At 24.4% G+C, this 21038-nt stretch carries 14 protein-coding genes; 4 read left to right on the forward strand and 10 right to left on the reverse strand.

Annotated features, from left to right (window positions below):
- Positions 1-8: 8 nt before the first annotated feature.
- The 10 genes from ACZ5EC_RS04625 to fusA form a co-directional block, all read right to left on the reverse strand.
- Entirely contained in the window at positions 9-1559 is a 1551-nt protein-coding gene (locus ACZ5EC_RS04625; protein ID WP_464303786.1) for a type I restriction-modification system subunit M, read from the reverse strand.
- A 196-nt stretch (positions 1560-1755) separates the two neighbouring features.
- Entirely contained in the window at positions 1756-4956 is a 3201-nt protein-coding gene (uvrA, locus tag ACZ5EC_RS04630) for an excinuclease ABC subunit UvrA (RefSeq protein ID WP_464303787.1), read from the reverse strand.
- A gap of 17 nt (positions 4957-4973) precedes the next feature.
- A complete protein-coding gene (locus ACZ5EC_RS04635) occupies positions 4974-5714 on the reverse strand; it encodes a hypothetical protein (protein ID WP_464303788.1) in 741 nt (246 codons plus the stop codon).
- Between the two features lie 101 nt (positions 5715-5815).
- Complete coding sequence (locus ACZ5EC_RS04640; protein WP_464303789.1) at positions 5816-6628, reverse strand: hemolysin family protein; 813 nt, start codon at positions 6626-6628, stop codon at positions 5816-5818.
- Positions 6625-7068, reverse strand: coding sequence for an rRNA maturation RNase YbeY (ybeY, locus tag ACZ5EC_RS04645; protein WP_464303790.1), 444 nt, complete (start codon positions 7066-7068; stop codon positions 6625-6627). Before ybeY ends, ACZ5EC_RS04640 begins: the two co-directional genes overlap by 4 nt.
- Positions 7061-9301, reverse strand: coding sequence for an HD family phosphohydrolase (locus ACZ5EC_RS04650; protein WP_464303791.1), 2241 nt, complete (start codon positions 9299-9301; stop codon positions 7061-7063). The genes ybeY and ACZ5EC_RS04650 overlap by 8 nt, the downstream gene beginning before the upstream one ends.
- Complete coding sequence (locus ACZ5EC_RS04655) at positions 9285-10244, reverse strand: PhoH family protein (RefSeq protein ID WP_464303792.1); 960 nt, start codon at positions 10242-10244, stop codon at positions 9285-9287. The genes ACZ5EC_RS04650 and ACZ5EC_RS04655 overlap by 17 nt, the downstream gene beginning before the upstream one ends.
- 234 nt (positions 10245-10478) lie before the next feature.
- A complete protein-coding gene (locus ACZ5EC_RS04660) occupies positions 10479-13166 on the reverse strand; it encodes a B12-binding domain-containing radical SAM protein (protein WP_464303793.1) in 2688 nt (895 codons plus the stop codon).
- 196 nt (positions 13167-13362) lie between these two features.
- Positions 13363-13707 (reverse strand): zinc-ribbon domain-containing protein, encoded by a 345-nt coding sequence (locus tag ACZ5EC_RS04665; RefSeq protein ID WP_464303794.1) that lies wholly within the window; start codon positions 13705-13707, stop codon positions 13363-13365.
- A gap of 590 nt (positions 13708-14297) precedes the next feature.
- Positions 14298-16385: an elongation factor G gene (fusA, locus tag ACZ5EC_RS04670; RefSeq protein ID WP_464303795.1), complete on the reverse strand. Its 2088-nt coding sequence runs from the start codon at positions 16383-16385 to the stop codon at positions 14298-14300.
- 370 nt (positions 16386-16755) lie between these two features.
- Here fusA and ACZ5EC_RS04675 point away from each other — a divergent pair, with 370 nt between their 5' ends.
- The 4 genes from ACZ5EC_RS04675 (at position 16756) to ACZ5EC_RS04690 (ending at position 20956) form a co-directional block, all read left to right on the forward strand.
- Positions 16756-18399, forward strand: a complete 1644-nt coding sequence (locus ACZ5EC_RS04675) for a S1C family serine protease (RefSeq protein ID WP_464303796.1) — start codon at positions 16756-16758, stop codon at positions 18397-18399.
- 43 nt (positions 18400-18442) lie between these two features.
- On the forward strand, positions 18443-19009 hold the full coding sequence (gene efp / locus ACZ5EC_RS04680) for an elongation factor P (RefSeq protein ID WP_464303797.1): 567 nt from the start codon (positions 18443-18445) through the stop codon (positions 19007-19009).
- A gap of 155 nt (positions 19010-19164) precedes the next feature.
- Entirely contained in the window at positions 19165-19593 is a 429-nt protein-coding gene (locus ACZ5EC_RS04685; protein ID WP_464303798.1) for a biotin/lipoyl-containing protein, read from the forward strand.
- Between the two features lie 22 nt (positions 19594-19615).
- Positions 19616-20956: an acetyl-CoA carboxylase biotin carboxylase subunit gene (locus ACZ5EC_RS04690; protein ID WP_464303799.1), complete on the forward strand. Its 1341-nt coding sequence runs from the start codon at positions 19616-19618 to the stop codon at positions 20954-20956.
- Positions 20957-21038 lie beyond the last annotated feature (82 nt).

Genomic DNA, 21038 nt, shown 5'->3' on the forward strand with positions numbered 1-21038 from the left:
CCTAACTCCTAACTTCCCTCAATCTCTTCTACTATTTTATCTATTTCGTTTCTTAATCTATCTATCCTGATAACTGTATCTTTTATTTCTCGGTTTAGCACTTTTATGTCTATCTTTTCTCTGGTATCTTCAGGCTCTACATATGAGCTTACAGAAAGGTTGTAATCATTTTTTACAATATCTTCATATTCCATCATCTTTGCAACATACTTAATATCTTCTTTTTTATCGAAGATTTCTATTATTTTTTCAATATGTTCATCTGTAAGAATATTATTATTAGTTACCTTTTTATAAAAATCCTCACCACTTGCATCAATAAACTGTGTTTTTGTATCTGTTTTATGTTTGGAGAGCACAAGGATATTAACAGCAATGGAAGTACCGTAAAATAGATTTGGTGGTAATGCAATAATTGTTTCAATAAAATTGTTATCAATCAGGTATTTTCTTATTTTTTGCTCTGCACCACCACGGTAAAAAATACCTGGAAAAGAAACAATAACAGCACGACCCTTTGGTGAAAGATAGTGCAAAGAATGAAGAATGAAGGCAAAATCTGCTTTTGATTTTGGAGGTAACACACCTGCAGGAGCAAAACGGTCATCATTAATTAATGTAGGGTCATCTTTTCCTATCCATTTTATTGAATACGGAGGATTTGAAACGATTGCATCAAAAGGTTTTTCATCTAAAAACTGCGGATTTAGAAGTGTATCACCTAAAGCAATTTTAAATTTATCATAGTTTATGTTGTGCAAAAACATATTCATACGAGCAAGGTTGTAAGTTGTATGGTTTATTTCCTGCCCAAAGAATCCTTCTTCTATAATATGCTCATCAAACTGCTTTTTAGCCTGCAAAAGCAAAGAACCGGAACCGCATGCAGGGTCATATATTTTGTTTATACTACTTTGCTTGTGTATTGCAAGCCTGGCAATAAGCTTGGAGACACATTGAGGTGTAAAAAATTCTCCACCGGATTTACCTGCATTTGCAGCATAATTAGAGATAAGGAATTCATAAGCATCACCAAAAAGATCTATATGGTTGTCTTCAAACCTGCCAAAGTCAATTTCTTCTATACCCTTAATAACAGATGCAAGACGTTTGTTTTTATCTTTCACAGTATTTCCCAAACGGTTACTTGTAGTATCAAAATCAGCAAAAAGTCCTTTTATGTCATTTTCAGAAGGATATCCTACAGCAGAATTTTCAATATCCGAAAAAATTTTAGCCAAATCGGTGTTTAGGCTTTCATTAGTATTGGCAGTTTTTGCAATATTGCAAAACAATTGACTGGGATAGATAAAATAACCTTTTGTTTTAATTGCATCTTTTTTAATTTCAGGAGTAATTATATCATCAGGCAATTCAGCATAGTTAATACTATCATCACCACTTTCCATGTAGGTGGCAAAATTTTCGCTAATAAAACGGTAAAAAATTGTACCCAATACATATTGCTTAAAATCCCAACCATCAATAGAACCTCGCACTTCGTTTGCAATTTGCCATATTTTATGATGAAGTTCTACTCTTTGTTCGATACTTTTCATTATTGATTCTCCCCTAAATCTTTTGGTTTAACATTTAATATTTCAGCAATTTCAAAAAATACTGCAAATTTCAGTTGTTGTTTTTTCTGCCTATTCATTGACCATATTATAACTTTTACAATCTTCTAAGTCAAGGTAATTAATATTGTAGTTAAGAAAATTCATGAATTAAAATTCTCAATACCCAGATATCTTTCTATCTTTTAAAATCAGGCTCTTTCAAAAGATATTGTGCAGTATAGGATTTTTTACATTTTAGAAACTTATCAAAATATCCTTGATAAACTATTTCTCCACCACCTTCGCCTCCATCAGGGCCAAGGTCAACGATGTAATCAGCTGATTTTATAATATCCATATTGTGTTCAATCACAACAACTGTATGACCTTTATCAACTAATCTTTGTAAAACTTTTATTAATTTTGCAACATCATCAAAATGTAAACCAGTTGTAGGTTCATCCAGTAAATATAAATTATTTGCACCCAATCTTTTACTTAACTCTCTTGTTAATTTTATTCTTTGTGCTTCACCACCTGATAAAGTTGTAGCAGGTTGGCCAAGTTTAATATATCCCAGACCTACATCTTTTAGAAATTTTAAGTTTTTCTCAATTGAAGGAATGTTTTTGAAAAATTCATATGCTTCATCTATTGACATTTCTAAAATATCATAAATATTTTTCCCTTTATAATAAATTTCTAAAGTTTGAGAATTAAACCTCTTTCCTCCACATACTTCACATTTTACAAAAACATCAGGTAAAAATTGCATCTCAATTTTTATTACCCCTGCACCTTTACAATTTTCACATCTTCCCCCTTTAACATTAAAAGAAAACCTGCCAGGTTTATATCCCCTGATTTTTGAATCTTTTAAATTAGCAAATAGGTCTCTAATATGAGTAAAAACACCAGTATATGTTGCAGGATTAGATCTTGGGGTTCTACCAATAGGTGATTGGTCAATATGCAATACTTTTGCAATATTTTCATATCCAATAATTTTTTTATAATATTTTTCTTTTGGTTCTTTATTGTTATAAATTAATTCATGAAGTGCATCATACAAAAGATCAATAATTAAAGTAGATTTTCCTGAACCTGAAACTCCAGTTACTACAGTTAATGTACCTAAGGGAATCTTAACATCTATATTTTTTAAATTGTGTAAAAATGCACCTTTTAATTCAAGAAATTCACCATTACCTTTCCTTCTACTTGATGGCAAAGGGATATATTTTTCCATTCTCATATATTTAGCAGTTAAAGTGTTAGAATTTAAAAAATCTTTTGTTACACCTTGATAAACAACTTTTCCACCATTAATACCAGCACGAGGCCCTAAATCAACAATATAGTCTGATGTTTCAATTGTTTGTTTATCATGTTCTACAACAATTAAAGTATTTCCTAAACTTTGTAAATTTTTTAAAGTTGAGAGTAGCTTTTCATTATCTTTTTGATGCAATCCTATGGTTGGTTCATCAAGGACATACATAACACCCACTAATTGACTTCCAATTTGTGTTGCAAGATTTATTCTTTGAGCTTCACCACCAGATAATGTATATGCCATCCTATCAAGTGTGAGGTATGAAAGGCCAACATTTTTTAAAAAACTCAATCGATTTTTTAATTCTTTCATTATATCTTTAACAATTATTCTCTGATTTTCAGTCAAATTTTCTTCAACTTCAATTAAGAAATTATAGATTTTTTCCACTGTTAATCTTGTAAGTTCAATAATATTTAATCCATTTATTTTAATTGATAAGGCATATTTGTTTAATCTATTTCCTTTACATACAGAACATTTATCCTCTCTCATATATTGAGAAAGTTCTTCCCTTATATATTCTGAATTTGTTTCATTGTATCTTCTTTTTAAATTAGGGATAATACCTTCAAAAGGTTTTTCTCTATAATAACTGTAATTGTCAGATTTAATATCGATTTTAATATTTTTATAAGAACCATAGAGAAGAATATTAATTTTTTCTTGATCAACTTTGTTTAATGGCTTATCAAGAGGGATATCAAATTCTTTTGCAGCAGATTTTATAATTGTTGTATACCATTTCCCCTCTTCATAATTATATGGTTTAATAGCACCTTTTTTTATTGATAAATTTTTATCTAAAACTTTATCTTCATCAAATTCCATTTTAAACCCAAGTCCATGACATTCAGGACATGCTCCCTGTGGAGAATTAAAAGAAAACAAAGCAGGAATAATATCTGGATAACTTATATCACAATAGTTACAGGAAAATTTAGTAGAATAAATTTTTTCTATATATTTATTGTAATTATTGTTATTTTTATTATCTATTTTATTTATATTTTTAGTATCTTTATTATTTATTATATTTTTTTCTTTATTATTAATGTCATCATTAGCACTTTTATTTATATTATTATCACCAACATTTAAATCATTTTCTTTATTTTCAATTAAAACTATTGTCCTTTCTTTTCCCAATGATAAAGCCTGTTCAACAGCTTCAAAAACTCTTTTCTTCTTATCTTTTTTTAATATTATTCTATCAATTACAGCATAAATTGTATGCTTTCTATTTTTATCAAGTTCAATTTTTTCATCAAGGGTTCTCATTTCAGAATCTACCATTACCCTGTAAAAACCCATCTTTTTTAAATTGTTAAATGTAGATACAAATGAACCTTTTTTATTTATAGCTAAAGGAGCAGTGATAATTAATCTTGTACCTTCTTCAAATCCCATTATAGAGTCAACTATCTGATCAATTGTTTGACTTTCAATTTTTCTACCACAATTATAACAATAAACTTCCCCGATATGTGTATACAATAATCTTAAATAATCATATATCTCAGTTATTGTTCCTACTGTTGACCTTGGGTTTCTATTTAATTTTTTTTGTTCAATTGATATTGCAGGAGATAACCCTTCAATGTAATCTACATCTGGCTTTTTCATTAACCCAAGAAATTGTCTTGCATAAGAGGATAATGACTCAATATACCTCCTCTGCCCTTCAGCATAAAGTGTATCAAATGCTAAAGAAGATTTTCCTGACCCTGAAACACCTGTTATTACAGTGAAACTATCTCTAGGGATTTTAACATCAACATTTTTTAAATTATGTTCCCTTGCACCTTTAATAAAAATTGTTTTATATTTATTAAATTTGTTATTTTCAATAACATGATTTTTATCTTTTTCATTTATGATTTCATTATCCTTTTTTTTATTATTTTCAGTTTTATTATCTTCTATTTTAACATCTGTTATTTTATAATTTTCAATTTTATCACTAATTCTTTTGTTATTTTTTATTGCATCACTTATTATTCTATTATTTTTTATTTTATTGTTCTCAACTTTATTATTTTCATCTTTAGTAGATTTCATTTTTTACTCCATGCAATTCATATGTCCTGATTTTTCAATATATTATTTATAAATTTAAAGGATTTAATTTTTTTCCCTTCAAATAAAATATTATAGAAATTCTTAAAAAATTTTATCATTTGTATAGCATCATCATAAGTCAAATTTGGAATAATCAATTTTTTGTCTATTTCTTTTAAAAGTAGATTATAATAATTAAAATAATTTATACTGATTTTAAATGAATATGGAATTTTGTGTTCAACACATTTTTCCAGAAAATCATTTAATGAAAAATAAATTACTTTATCAAGTTTTTTACCGCACTTTTTACATATTCCTTCCAGATTAAAATAACCACTATTTACAGCTACATAAGAGAAAATAAAAACAAGGTAGTTTTCATAAGAAATATTCCTGGGCTTATTCAAAATATTCAAAAAACTATAAAATATATTAAATAATCTTTTAGTATTATAATCAACTTTTGAAAAATATAATAACTCAGAAAATATTGAAATTAAGAAAAACTTTTTATAATCCTTATTAATATTATCAAAACTTTTTAAAATATTAACATTTGATACTATTTTGGATTTATTTATAAAAAATTCGACAATATTATAAGGTTCAATTTTTTCATAAGAGTTATCAATTATCTTTGTTGTTTTATATATAAAATAGTTGGAAAATACACCATTATCAATCAAAATTTTGAAATTCTTATGGTTTGCACCAAAATAGGAATATCCTATTACAATACCTTTTATTTTTTTCATTAATAGGGTTAACCTGTTTATTAAAAATATGTTTTTTAAAAATTGTAAATTCAACTAAATTTAAAATGAAAAATAAAGAAATAATAGTTTTTTATATTTTATTAATCTTCTGAATCATCTTTGTCTTTTTCTTCTTCAGGTAAAATTTTTAATACAATTTGATCAATTTTATAAGATGACATTTTATCTACTTTAAACTCATAATTTTTAAATTTGATAACTTCTCCCTCTTTTGGAATTCTACCAAGAATTTCCATAATAAAACCACTTAGTGAATCAGATACATCTTCTGGTAATTCTATGTTAATTTTCTCATTTAAATCGGAAATGGTAATTTTAGCATAAATTCTAAAGGTATTGTCATCAATCTTAATTACCATCTCTTTTTCATGATCATACTCATCTCTTATTTCACCAACAATCTCTTCAAGTATGTCTTCAAGACAAACAATACCTGAAAATCCACCATATTCATCAACAACTAAAGCTATATGTACTTTTTTTTCTCTAAATTCTTTTAAAAGTTCTAAAATACTTTTGGTTTCAGGAACAAAAAATGGTTCTCTTAAAATTTTTTTTATATTAATATCTTTATTCTTATCAAAAAAATATGATAACAAATCTTTAGCATATAATACACCAACAATATTATCAATATTTTCCTCATATACAGGAATTCTTGAATGTCCACACTTTACAATTTTCTCTATAATTTCTTCTAAAGGATCTTCAATGTCTACTGTTACAACATCAATCCTTGGTTTTAAAATTTCATGTACCTGGGTATCTGAAAGTCCAATTACCCCTTTAATCATTTTCAGTTCTTCTTCTGGTAAATCTTTCAACAGATCAGGAATTTGATCATCATCATTTGTATTTTCCTTTTTCTTAAAAAAGGTTTGAAAAAATTTCATAAATTGTTTATCCTCCTTAATAATTCTTCTGTTTTATTTTCAAATTTAATATATTTTTCTTCATTATCATGATCCCAACCATTCAAATGAAGATATGAATGCAATATCATATATAAAAAATATTGGCTAACATTCTCATTTAGATCTTGTGCTTTTTTATAAAAATAGTCAGGAGCAAAAATTATTTCTCCTATATATAGATCTTCTTTATCATCATTAAGTTCAAAAGAGAGCACATCAGTAACTTCATTCTTTTTTCTATATTCATTATTTAACTTTTTTATTGTTTCGTCACTAACAAAATATATTGAAAAAACTTTCTTTTCGTGATTTGCAAATTTTTCAAGTTTTTCCATTAAATTATTAAAATCAGGTATATATTTGTTAACAAAATTTTTAATCTCTTCATTTTCAAAACTAAATTGCAATTTCTTATCCATTTTGATAATTCCCATTATTTTTCAATTTACCTTTTTTTACCTGTTTTTCAAGTATTCTTATCTCTTTTTCATCTGGATAATCAATTCTTTGATGAAGCATGGCTGAAACATTTTCAATAAAGCTTTTTTCTATCTTTTTAAGATCTGATAAAGTTAATGGAGCATCATCAAGTTGTCCATCTAGAAATCGTTTATTAATTAAATCTTTTATAACTTTTTCAATGTGATTATAATTATAAGTTTCTAACACACGACTTATTGCTTCTATTGAATCTGCAAGCATTACAATTGCTGATTCTTTAGAAGTAGGTTTTGAATAATCATAAACAAAATCCTCTTTAGATATATTTGAACCATAACTATTTTCTAATGCTTTTTGATAAAAATATGTTATTACAGTTTTGCCATGATGTTCTTCAATAATTTTTATAATTTCTTCTGGTAATTTAAGTTTTTTAGCAATTTCAATACCCTGTTTTACATGATTCTTAATGATTGAAACAGCCATAGAAGGATTAAGTTTATCCCTTTTATCAGAGATAAGATTTTGATTTTCAATAAAATATCTGGCATGTTTCATTTTTCCAATATCATGATATAAAGCTCCAGCTTTTGCAAGATATGGATTTGCATTACAAGCTAAAGCAGCTTTTTCTGAAAGATTAGCAACAATAATTGAATGGTGATAAGAACCTGGTGCCTTTACCATAAATTCAGAAAATATTGGATTATTTAAATCACATAAATCGATAAGTTTATAAACAGTTGCAAAATTGAATAGTATCTCAAGAATAGGATTTAGTCCAAAAAATAATATAGATGTTAATAAGGCATTGCTGAATGATAATAAAATTAATGTAGATATTTTTAAATTTTTAAAATTTCCTAAAATATAAAGAATTAATACAAAAATTAAATTATAAATAAAAATTAATGATGATTTATACAGAATCTTGTTTTTAAGTTTAATCTTTTCAAACTTATTAATCTTAATGGATAATAAAAGATTAAGCATGTTAGGATATACAAGGTAGATCCAGTTAAAATTAGAAAGAATAAATAATAAAAAACTTATAGATAAAAATAGAATAAATGAAGTTTTTTCATCATAAACTATTTCAATAAAAAAATGTGATAACCCAATTGGAATTAAAAGGAAAACTGGAAATTTGACAGATTGAAATATTGTTAATATTCCAAAATAAATAAAAATTAGTAAATAGTTAAAAATAAGATATAGTGTATGCCTTATATTTTTTGTAATCTTTGAATAATAGTTGTTCAAGATAAAATAGTACAGAGTAAAAAATAATATATAAATTAAAAATACTCCTAAAATATATACATAATTAATGTTAGAAGTGTGTTCATTTATAATTTCAATTTTTTTAATATCTTTAGGTAGAATCTCTTCTCCATGCCTTACAATAATTTTACCTTTTTTTAATATATTTTTAACTGGTTTAAAATTACTCAATGTTTCATCAACTATTTTTTTTGTATTAGAAGGGTCAAAAAACAAATTTTCAGAAATATTAGCAATTACAAAATTTGTAATAGTCTGGATAGAACTCCTTTTTAAAAATGGGAAATAACTATAAAAATCATTGTAAACTTTTTTATAAATAGTATCCTTGGTAATAATATCATTAATTGAAGAAGTTTTAGTAATTACTTCATTTTTTCTATACCAATAAATTGTTATTTTTTGAGTATTACTGGCTTGTAACTCATTTTTATTAGAAAAAGTTATACCTGATTCATAAAGTTTTTTTAGTGCATTAAAAAATCTCTCTTTATAATCTTTTTGTTTAAAAATTTCTTTTAATACTTTTAAAGTTTTTTCATCAACATTTTTAAGTTGTAATTTTTCTTCAATCCCTTTTTCGTTTTCAGTAATTTTGAAGTTTTTTTGTTCAAGATAATTGAACAAAGAATCGAACCTAGTATATGCTTCATCAAACTTTGATTCATATAAAAGGTATACGGGTGTAATTGAACTTAAAAGTTCGTTTTTTCTCTTATTTGTTTCCTCTTCATCAATATATGAAATATCCTCTTTAACAACAATGTCTTCTTTAGCAATATCACCTACTTTATAATTATATTTTTTAGTAGTGTTTGTTTTTACACTATAATAAAAATACATTAAAAAAAACACTATAATTGAAAAGAAAAAAATAAAAGAAGATTTTTTAATAAAGTTTATAATTTTGTTAATTGTTTGATTCATATTTTTCAAATGCCTTGATTATTTTTTTTATTAAAGGATGTCTAACGACATCTTTTTTAGTAAATCGAATTAGTGCAATCTCTTCAATATCCTTTAAAATATCTATAATAACTTTTAATCCACTATCAAATTTAACAGGTAAATCAACCTGAGTAATATCTCCAGTTATAATAACTTTAGATTGAAATCCAAATCTGGTTAAAAACATTTTAATTTGTGAAATAGTAGCATTTTGAGCTTCATCTAAAATAATAATAGCATTATTTAATGTTCTTCCTCGCATATATGCAAGTGGAATAATTTCCAGAATCTCTTTTGCTTTTAAAAATTCATATGTTTTTAATCCTGCAATATCAAAAATTGCATCATAAAGAGGTTTTAAATAAGGATTTATTTTCTGTAAAAAATCACCTGGTAGAAATCCAAGTCTCTCACCTGCTTCTACAACAGGTCTTGTTAAAATTAACTTCTTATAATTTCCTGATAAAAGCTCAGATATTGCATATCCAACTGCTAAATAGGTTTTCCCAGTTCCAGCAGGGCCATAAGATATTACAAGGTCATTATTCTTTAAAGCATTAAAATATTTAATCTGGTTTTCTGTTTTAGGTTCAATTTTTGTACCAATCTTTCGTATCAGGAGAGAATTTGATCTTTTTTCTTTTGAATCAAGGATTGAATTGTCTTTTGCTTGCTCTATTAAAAGATTAATATCATCATTTTTTATATTTTTTTTATTTTTAGCAATATCAATTAAATTGTATAATATCTTTTTTGTTTTAACAATATTATCCACATCACCAGATATTAATATTTTTTCATTTTGTATAAAGATTGAAACTTGTAGTTTTTCTTCAATCCTTCTAATATTATAATCATTGACACCACAAACTAAAGGTAAAATTAAAGGATCAATAAAAAGAGAATCTTCAAAATTTTCCAAACTATATATTACACCTGTTACTAATTCTATATTGAAAAAAATATAAATAATTTCATAATTGTCAAGTTAATTTAAAAGTATCAGGTAAACTCACTATAATTTACTTCCAGAATTTTACATTATTAAAATACATTATTAAAATAGATTAAATAACTAAAATATCTTAAAAAATTAATGTAATTAATTAAATAAAATATACAATTATTTTTATTCTTTTAAAAATACTAAAATACCCTAAAACAAAAGTAATCCATAACTTTTTAACTTAGCAAAATTTTTACTATTTATAAACATATCAAAAGGGAAACCTGTTTTATTTTCAAAAATCATTTTAAAATCAGAAAATTTTGAAAATAAATTGTTAGAATTAAAATCTCTAATAAATAGATCAACACATTCTTCAATTGAATTTTTTTTGCTATTCTTAATTAAATTTTGTTTATATTTTTCTTTTAATCTATTTATGCTATTTTTTTCTAAAAACTCTTTAATAAGTATAGCCCATTTGAACGAAGTTGTAAATTTATGTGTTTCATTTTGAAAAACCCAGCTTATAGTTACATTTTTCATATAATCTAAATTATGATCAATATTTTTATTTTCTTTGTTAAAAATTTTCTTTTTATTTTCTTTGATTTTGATTAAAAAATCAGAACCAATCCATACAACATTTTTATTTTTATTGATATTAAAATCAATTTTGTCTGATGAATCTAAATAAGTTAAAAGTTTGATTTTTACAAAGTTTTTATCTAAAGTTGGTGATGGTATTTTAAAGTCAAACCACTTTTGTAATTTTTTTTCTATCCCTTTTCCTTCTATCCAGCTATTAATCGATAAAGTTAACCCTTTATCAAATTTTATAAATTTTTCTTCATCTTTAAATTTAAGGTCATTTGAAGCAAAATCCCAATCATTTTCAATCACTTTTATTTCTTCAAATTCAGAATCTTTCTTTAAACTAAGTTTTTTGAAATTAATTTCCTTTTTGATTCTATTATATATATTACTATGCCTTGTTAAAACAAATCTATGCCAGAATCCAGAATCAAGAAGATTGTTTTCAAACATTTGTCTTATAAATTCCATTGAATCAATAATATCCTGATCTGTTTCAGTATAATATCCATATATTAAATATGAATGGATAGCAATGTTGTTTGATTTAAAAAAATATGCAATTTTTATTATGTCATCAATAGAAATCCCTTTGTTAATACTTTTTAATGCTCTACCAACAGGAATTTCAATACCTGCTGTTGCACCAATAAACCCAAAATATGATAAAAGTTTTACAACATCAAAATTAAATTGTCTTTCAAATCTAATATTACCCCAGAAAAGATAATTTGTATCTAAAATAAAATTCAAAAATCCAAATTTTAAAAGATGGTTTAATGGTAATGCCTCATCAACAAAATGAATCATCCTAATATCTGAACTTTTTGAATTTTCTACTAAATTTTTAAATAACTTTTTTAGATTTATGATTTGATAGTTTTTGATATAGTCAAGTGAAATATCACAAAAACTACACCTATGCCAGTAACAACCATAAGCAAGATAATATTTAAAAAATTTTGAATCAGACCATAACCTGTACATCTTATTAAATGATTCAAGTAAAGTTAGATATCTTGAAAAATCTATATTTGAATAATCAGGGATAGTATCTTTAATATATTCTTTTTCTTTTCCTGATAATTTCACATGTTTATCTTTATCATAAATAATTTTATATATTTCTTTTTGTTTTTGATTATCATAATCATCAAAATTATTGCTTTGAATTTTGTTATTTGATTTTACAAGAGTTTTATATAAAGAATTAGTTTCAATTAAAATTTTGTATGAATCTTGAGATTTTTTTTTCTTTACTGCACCATTTATAATAGATTCTATAATTTGCTCAAGTGATGTAAAACCAGAATCAAAAACGAAAAAATCAAAGTAATCAAAAACTTTAATATTTTTTACATATCTTAGTTCAGTATTAATATAACCACCACCAGCAACAAAATAGATAGAGTATTTATCACAATACTTATTGAAAAGGTTTTTTATAACCTTTGCTGTAAAAAAACCTGAAACTACATTACCAGGGAAAGGGAATGTTATACCAATAATAAAATTGATTTTATCTTTTATAGTACTGGACTCGTTCTCAACAATAATATCTTTAATATATGAAAATACTTTATTTTCAATTAAATCCTTATAAAAAAGTTCAAGTATAAAAGAATTATTTACACCTTCTTCTATCTCTTTAAAATAGTAGGATGATACTCCTTTCCTTTCACTATATTTAATTAATTCAAAATTTGGATCTAAAGTTAAATTAATAAGCTTTACAAGATCTTCAAGTAAAATTGTTGCATATAATTTAGCTTCATCGAAACTAATAAATGAACCCAATTTATTTAAAATCTTATTTCCATTAATAGAAAAAGGGAAATAATTTGTATTCATTAGATAATGATAAAATTCTAAATTTTTATCACCCAGAAAATTTTTTATTTTGTCAATGTTATTAATATAAAAATCTTTAGATAGAATATAATTTTTAATATTTTTTATATCACTTTCCACAAAATTGTATTTATTATTATTTTTTTTAAAATTTTGTTTATCATAAATTTTATTGGTTTGGTTATAACAAAATTGATTTTGTTCTTGAAAATTTATAATCTCTTCTATTTTTTCAAATATAATAGAAAGACCATTTTTTGAAAAAATTTTATGAAATAATTCAATTCCTAAATCAAAAGTTTTTACATTAAAATCAAAACTATTTCTAAATCTATCTTTATTTAAACTTTTTTTAAACTTCTTATTAGAAAATGATTTTAAATAATAAATAGCAGGATATGGGGAATTTAGTTGAGTAAATGGTGGCTGGATTAATATCAAAGAGATTTTCAAAAATTTATTCCTAAAAATATTTTCCTATAAAAATCAATAAAAATATTTAACAAAATCTACATTTTCTTTTTTTCTTTTTCATTATTATATATGATTTCATATATCTCTTATCATTAAATTACAATATTAATAAATTGCTTATATGATTATTTATATTGATTATTTATAATGGTCATTCATTTCTGATAAGGTCTTTTTATCTTATTAATATTCCAAGGATTATATCTATTAAAAATAAAGCTCCTAAAATTATCAATGTTATTGTTCCTTTTCTTTCAAGCTCTTCCCTATAAATAGGATCATGTTTATATCTTTCATATTTGTATTTAATATCTTGAAAAAACCTTTTAATATATCCCCAGAGATCTTTCAAATAAAAAATAGTATCATCAATAAAATTTTTCTTTCTGGGTAAATTAAAAACAGTTTCAAATTCATATCCACACTTTGTGCATCTTACTTTTAGTTTTTTACCAGGGATATAGGGAACTTTAAGTTTTGTTTTACATTTAGGACATTGTATTATTTTTGAATTTTCCATGTTTTTCCTCTCAACTTTTTTTAATTTTATCACTTTTAATTTATAATATTTTTTTATATAATAATTTAAAATAATTATTTTTTAAATTTTATTTTAAAAAACTTTCTCTTTTTATTGATTTTATATAATCTGGTTTTTATTAAAATTTAATCATTATTCACTTTATTATTTATATCAAATATTACAATTTTTATTATTAAAATTTTTATATATTTAATTTTATACTTCTAATATTATTTTTCTCTTAGTATTATTATCTTTTTCTAAAAACAGTATTGTATATAAAACAATTTAAATATTACTTTATTAATTTAATAAATTTTACTTAATTTTTCAAATTTTTTAAATATTTCATAATTTTCAAACAACTTTTTTAAATAACAATCTCAAATTCAGCATTAGACTTATTCTTTGATACTTTTTTTTAAAACTCTTTTTCTTTTAACTTATTTTTTTTATAGCATATTCAGAATTTTTAAAATCTATTTGCTTGAAATTAATGAATTTGTATATTTTTAGCCTAAAAATAAAAAATGGGACAAAACAAATTGTTTGTCCCATTTAATTTTTTTATAAAATTTATTTATATACTATTCTTCAGATTCTAAATCTCTTTTTCTTGCTTCAATAACTTGTTCTGCTAATTTTCCAGTTACAGGAGTATAATGGTCAAACTCAACTTCAAATGAACCTGTACCTTGAGTTAAAGATTTTAAATCGATTGCATATCTTAATAATTCAGAATGAGGAACTTCTGCTTTTATTAATGTATTTTGACCTGGTAAAGGTTCCATCCCCTGTACTCTACCTCTTTTTGAATTTAAATCAGAAATAATATCACCAGTATACTTATCAGGTGCATAAACTCTTAATTTCATAATTGGTTCTAAAATAACTGGATCGCCATTCTGTAAAGCATTTTTTAATGCCTGCCTTGCAGCTATTTTAAATGACATTTCTGATGAATCAACAGGATGGTATGAACCATCAAATAGTTCAACATTAATATCTACAACAGGATATTTTGCAAGTACTCCTTCTTCCATCCCTTCAATTAATCCTTTTTCAACACCAGGGATAAATTGTTTTGGAATGACACCACCAACAATTTTATTTATAAATTTAAATCCTTCACCACGTTTAGCAGGAATTACTCTAATTGCAACTTCTCCAAACTGGCCATGGCCTCCAGATTGTTTTTTATGTCTATATCTTGCTTCAACCTGTTTTTTAATAGTTTCTTTATAATTAATTTTTGGAATTTCTGTATTAAAATCAATTTTCATCTGTTTTTTAATAATTGAAAAATAAACATCCAGATGAAGTTCTCCCATTCCTGAAACTACATTTTGTTTTGTTTCAGGATTGAATTTAATTGATAAAGTAGGATCTTCTTCTGAAAATCTTTGTAAAGTAGAAATTAATTTTTCTTCATGCTTTTTATCATCAGTACTTATTGCTACAGAATAAACAGCTTGTGGTAAATCTAAAGGAGGGAAGATTATTGGACTGTTTTTATCTGAAAGAGTATCTGATGTCGATATTTCATCAACTTTTTGAATAACTAAAATATCACCTGTAATGCCTTTTTCAATATCATTAAATTTGTTACCAATAGGTGATAAAAATTTATTAGTCTTGATTTTTGCATCTTTATTTACTATTAAAATTTCTTCATCTTTATTCAAAGTACCAGAAATAATTTTAATAAATGACAACCTACCTAAAAAAGGGTCTATAATTGTTTTAAAACATAAACCAGAAAATGGTTCATCTTTTGAGATATTTCTTTCTATTTCTTCATTGGTTTTAGGATTTTTTCCTTTACAGTTTTCTCTCCATAGTGGAGATGGGAAACCTTCAGTTGAAATTCTTAGTAATGAAATAACTCCAATATTTTTTTCAACTGAACCACAAATAATTGGGATAAATTTTGATTCAGAAACAGTTCTTTTAAACGCTGAAAGCATCTCTTCCTTAGTTAAAGGTTCTCCACCTAAATATTTTTCAATTAAATCATCAGAAGCTTCAGCAACAGCTTCCATCAATCCCTCATAATATTGCTCAACTTCTTCTTTCATTGAGTCAGGTATATTAGTTTCTTCTAATTTTCCATTTTTTAAAACAAATGCCTTTTTCTCAAGAATATCAACTACACCAACGATTTCTTTATTTTCTATAATTGGTAATTCTACTGGAACTACAGGTTTTTTAAAATTATTTTTTAAATCTTCAACAACCTTAAAAAAATCAGCATTTGGTTTATCAAGTTTATTGATAAAAACCAATCTAGGCAAATTGTATTTATCAGCTAAATTCCACTGTTTAATGGTTTCTATTTGAACGCCAGATTCACCATCAATAACAAAAATAACACCGTCACTAACTCTAAAAGCAGCCCTTACTTCTCCATTAAAATCTGCTGACCCTGGAACATCCATTAAATTTAATTTGAATTCATTATACTTAATTGATGCAATTGCTGTTTTTAAAGAAATTTTTCTAGATTTTTCTTCTTCAGTATAATCTGAAACAGTTGTCCCTTTGTCAATTGAACCTTTTTGGGTAATAGTTTTTGTATCAAATAAAATTGACTCAAATAACATTGTTTTTCCACAACCAGTATGACCGGCAATAGCTATGTTTCTAATTTTTTCAGTTTCAACAACCAAGCCCATATTTCCTCCTGAGTTAATTCTCAAAAAAAAACATACTAATAATACCTATAATGTCAAGATAAACTTTTAACCAATAATAACAACTAATAATATTTGGAAAAATTTTTAATAATTTTATATAGTTCTGTTTTATCTGGATCAACCTCTTTAAAAGTTGACTATAAAAAAATTTAGAATATAAATTTAAAAAGCTTCTAGAATAAAGTGATAGCATCCAGATTTTATTAATGATATAAATTATATTTTATAAAATTATTTATAATAAGAAACTATTTATTATAAAAATCATTTAAAATAAAATAAAAAATTGTTTGTAATAAAAATTTATTTATAAATATAAAATAAAGATTTTTTAAATTATGGAAAAAACATGAAAAAAATTACTGAAAAAAATATTTTTTCTAAGATTATAAAAATAGCAATTATTCTTTTGTTAGTTTTTTTCCCGTTCTTTTTATTTAGTTGCTCAACTTCCCAATCAAAAGTGATAACTGAATATGATTATAACAATAAACTATTTTTAGATGCGATCAAAAATAATGAGGAATCAACAGCTTTGTTTTATTATTTCCAACCTGGACAAAAAAATAGTTATAATAAAGAGTTATTGGTTAATCTAATTTTAAAAAACCTTGATAAAGAATTAAAAGAGAAAAATTTATATTTTGTATATAGAGAAATAAAAAATTTACAGTATTTTGGAATTAATAAAAAGGATGAAATGAAAAATTTGATCCTTGATATTTTAAAAAATGAAAAAAATTACTATATTTATAATTCATATATAAACTTTATAAAAACATATTTACAAGATATATATAACTCATTAAAATCAAATATAAAACTAATAACTCAAACAAATTTTAGTAATATTAAATTTGTTCAAAACTACAGTGATATTGAAAAATTGCTGGTAACTGTTTATAATGATAAAGGATTATCTATAAAAAATGGAGCTTATTATCCAGATATTAATCTTGGTACAGGTTTTTTTATTGATAATTCTCTAGTTGTTACAAATAATCATGTTATTAAATCAAACAAAAAAGAATATAGTAAATTATACATTGAATTAAACAATAACAAATATAATGCTCATATTCTATTTAAAGATGAGAAATATGATATTGCAATACTACAAGTGGATTACTTTAACAAAAATTTTAAATACATAAAATTAAATACAAATCTTTCAATTGGAGATACTGTAATTGCCTGTGGTAGTCCTGCAGGTCTTGATAAAACTTTTACTAAAGGAATTATTTCTAATACTAAAAGAAAACTACTTGAATTAACAGAAGTTTTTCAAACTGATGTAGCAATCAATCCAGGAAATTCTGGTGGACCTGTTTTAGATTCAAAATTTAACCTTGTAGGAATTGCTTTTGCTGGTCTTCCACAATTTCAAAATATAAATTTTATACTTCCAATTTCAATCTTTAACCAGATAGCTTTTCTTTCAAGAAATTTAACTGAATTTAAAAGAGGATGGCTGGGTATTTATGTTGATGAATCTTTAACCTGCAGGTATGTATATCCTAAATCAAATTTACACTTTTTAAATATTTTAAATAAAAAAATAAAAAGAATAGGAAATTTGCAAAATATTAACGATATAAATGAAATTCAAAAATATGTTTCTTTAATCCCATATGGATCTATTGAAAATATTATTATAGATGATAAATCATATTTTCTTCCTATTATGCCAAGACCCAATTATCCTCTAAAAACTCTGGTTAACATAGAAGATAAAAATAATCTATATATTCCATTACTTGGTATTAATGTTAAAAAGATTGATAAAACTTACAAAATTACTGAAATTTATGAAAAACAATTTAATTTTCAACTTGGTGTTGAAAAAGGAGATTTAATAAAAATTTTAAAAGTAGAAATTGATGATGAAAAAAAGATAATAAATGTTAAACTCTATATCAAATACTATTCAAAAGGTGGTATTGAAACTTCTATTATGATATATAGCACTTTTGAATCGTCTAACTTTATATGATTTTAAAATTATTTGCAAAAAAAAATAAAAAAAAGGAGAGTTAATGATCTTAGCAAATGATTTAAGAAAAGGAACTGTTATTAATTTTAGAGGTGAACTTCACCTTGTTACTGATTACAGACATCATAAACCAGGAAAAGGTGGTGCAATTGTAAAAGTTAAATTAAAAAACTTAAAAAAAGGTTCAATTTTCGATTTTACATTTAATCCTGAAGATAGAGTTGAAGAAGTACAATTAACAAGAAAAAAGGCTGAATATTTATATAGTGATGGAGAATATTATCATTTTATGGATCCAGAAACATTTGAGCAATACCAAATTGATGCTGAAACACTTTCTGAACAAAGCAAATATCTTATTGAAGGGATGCATGTTGATATTGAATTTCTTGATGAAACTCCACTTTTTATTTATCCCCCTATGTTTGTTGAACTAAAAGTAACTGAAACTCAACCTGGATTAAAAGGGGATACTGTTTCTGGAGGGACAAAACCAGCTATCTTAGAAACTGGATTAAAAATAAATGTACCTTTATTTATAAATAATGGAGATATTATTAAAGTTGATACCAGAACAGACAGCTATGTTGAAAGAGTAAAAAAAGCTTAACTTAATATTACAAAATTTATTTTAATGGTTTAATTTTATAATTTACATTTTAATTAATTTAATTAATAAGATTTTATTTAATAAGATTTTATTTTAAAATTGCAAAATCCACAATAGTATTTTATAATTTATATTTGTAAATCAGGAAGGTTTTTATGGATAAAACTGAAATTGAAAATTTAATTCAAATGATGAAAGTATACAAAATAGACCATTTGACAATAGAAAATCAGGATCAAGAAATTGAAATTTCACTCGATTCAAACAGTGATAATTTAATTTTAGAAAATGAAAATTTTAAATTTAAATCCAATAAATCAAATAAAGATAATTCTATAAATAATCCTGAAAAAAAGGAAAATTTAATTATAAAATCAGAATTTGTTGGTGTTTATATTGAACCTGAAAAAGAAATTGTTATTGACTCACAAATTAAAAAAGGGCAAACTTTAGGTTACATTGAGATGGGGAATATAAAAAAAACTATAAAATCAAAAATTGATGGTATTTTAAAAGAGATTTATGTTGAGCATAATGAAATAGTTGAATATGGTCAAGAACTTTTTAAAATAAAAATTACATAATTTATAATTAATGGAAATTTAAATGGTTAGAAAAAAAATCCTTATAGCTAACAGGGGTGAAATTGCTATTAGAATTATTAGAGCTGCAAAAGAATTAGGATATTCTACTGTAGCTATATATTCTGAAGCAGATATTAATTCTGCTCATAGATATCTTGCTGATGAATCAATTTGTATTGGACCTGCTGATCCAGGTAAATCATATTTAAATATTCATAATATAATCTCAGCAGCTAAAGTATTTCAGGTAGATGCTATACACCCTGGTTATGGTTTTTTAGCTGAAAATACTGATTTTGCCAATATATGCAAAACAAATAACATTAAATTTATAGGACCAAATCCCGAATTAATTGAGATTATGGGGGATAAACTAAAAGCAAAAGAAAAAGTAAAAAGTCTTGGTATACCAACAATAAGTGGGTCAGAAGTATTACAAAATAAAACCGATGTTGAAAAGTTTTTAAAAAATAGTGGAAAGATCCGTTTTCCTGTAATAATAAAAGCTGCTTATGGTGGTGGTGGAAAAGGGATGCGTATTATAAAGAAGAAAGATAAATTTAAAGATCAAATGCTTATAGCAATGGAAGAGTCAAATAAAGCTTTTGGTAGTCCTGATATTTATGTTGAACAATATATTGAAAATCCAAAACATATTGAACTACAAATTCTTGGAGATAATAAAGGTAATGTTGTTCATATTTTTGATAGAGATTGTTCAATTCAAAGAAATTATCAAAAAATGATTGAAGAAGCTCCTGCTCCTACTCTAGGATTTCATGATAGAAATAGATTAATTAATTATGGATTAAAAATTGCAAGAAACATAAAATATAATTCAGCAGGAACTATTGAATTTCTATATGATGGTAAAAATCTTTATTTTATTGAAATGAATACAAGAATACAGGTTGAACACCCTGTTTCAGAAGAAATTACTGACATTGATATTGTTAAAAATCAAATTGAAGTTGCCTTTGATCAGCCTTTAGCTATAAAGCAAAGAGACATTAAAATAAAAAAACATGCAATAGAATTTAGAATAAATGCAGAAAATCCAAATTTTAATTTTGCTCCAAGTGCTGGTGAAATAGAAGCACTTTTTCTACCAGGGGGAAAGGGAATTAGAGTTGATACACACATTTATGCAGGGTATGAAATCCCGGAATATTATGATTCATTAATTGCAAAATTAATAATCTCTGCAAACACCAGAAAAGAAGTATTGGAAAAAGCAAGAGTTGCTCTTTCTGAATTTGCTATATCAGGAATAGATACAAACATCGAATTTTATAAAAAAATAATTAATAACAAAGATTTTAAAAACGGAGTTTATACTACAAATTTTTTAAAACTACTATAATTAAAATTGCTATATCATTTAACAATAATTTTAAAATATGTTATAAATTTTATAATGTTGTATAAAATAACTAAAAAGTAAA

The sequence above is a fragment of the Exilispira thermophila genome, assembly GCF_055389015.1.

Bases quoted from the DNA above. Each gene is read 5' to 3' on its own strand.
- ACZ5EC_RS04625 (WP_464303786.1), bottom strand. From the start codon at position 1,559: ATGAAAAGTATCGAACAAAGAGTAGAACTTCATCATAAAATATGGCAA.
- uvrA (WP_464303787.1), bottom strand. From the start codon at position 4,956: ATGAAATCTACTAAAGATGAAAATAATAAAGTTGAGAACAATAAAATA.
- ACZ5EC_RS04635 (WP_464303788.1), bottom strand. From the start codon at position 5,714: ATGAAAAAAATAAAAGGTATTGTAATAGGATATTCCTATTTTGGTGCA.
- ACZ5EC_RS04640 (WP_464303789.1), bottom strand. From the start codon at position 6,628: ATGAAATTTTTTCAAACCTTTTTTAAGAAAAAGGAAAATACAAATGAT.
- ybeY (WP_464303790.1), bottom strand. From the start codon at position 7,068: ATGGATAAGAAATTGCAATTTAGTTTTGAAAATGAAGAGATTAAAAAT.
- ACZ5EC_RS04650 (WP_464303791.1), bottom strand. From the start codon at position 9,301: ATGAATCAAACAATTAACAAAATTATAAACTTTATTAAAAAATCTTCT.
- ACZ5EC_RS04665 (WP_464303794.1), bottom strand. From the start codon at position 13,707: ATGGAAAATTCAAAAATAATACAATGTCCTAAATGTAAAACAAAACTT.
- fusA (WP_464303795.1), bottom strand. From the start codon at position 16,385: ATGGGCTTGGTTGTTGAAACTGAAAAAATTAGAAACATAGCTATTGCC.
- ACZ5EC_RS04675 (WP_464303796.1), top strand. From the start codon at position 16,756: ATGAAAAAAATTACTGAAAAAAATATTTTTTCTAAGATTATAAAAATA.
- efp (WP_464303797.1), top strand. From the start codon at position 18,443: ATGATCTTAGCAAATGATTTAAGAAAAGGAACTGTTATTAATTTTAGA.
- ACZ5EC_RS04685 (WP_464303798.1), top strand. From the start codon at position 19,165: ATGGATAAAACTGAAATTGAAAATTTAATTCAAATGATGAAAGTATAC.
- ACZ5EC_RS04690 (WP_464303799.1), top strand. From the start codon at position 19,616: ATGGTTAGAAAAAAAATCCTTATAGCTAACAGGGGTGAAATTGCTATT.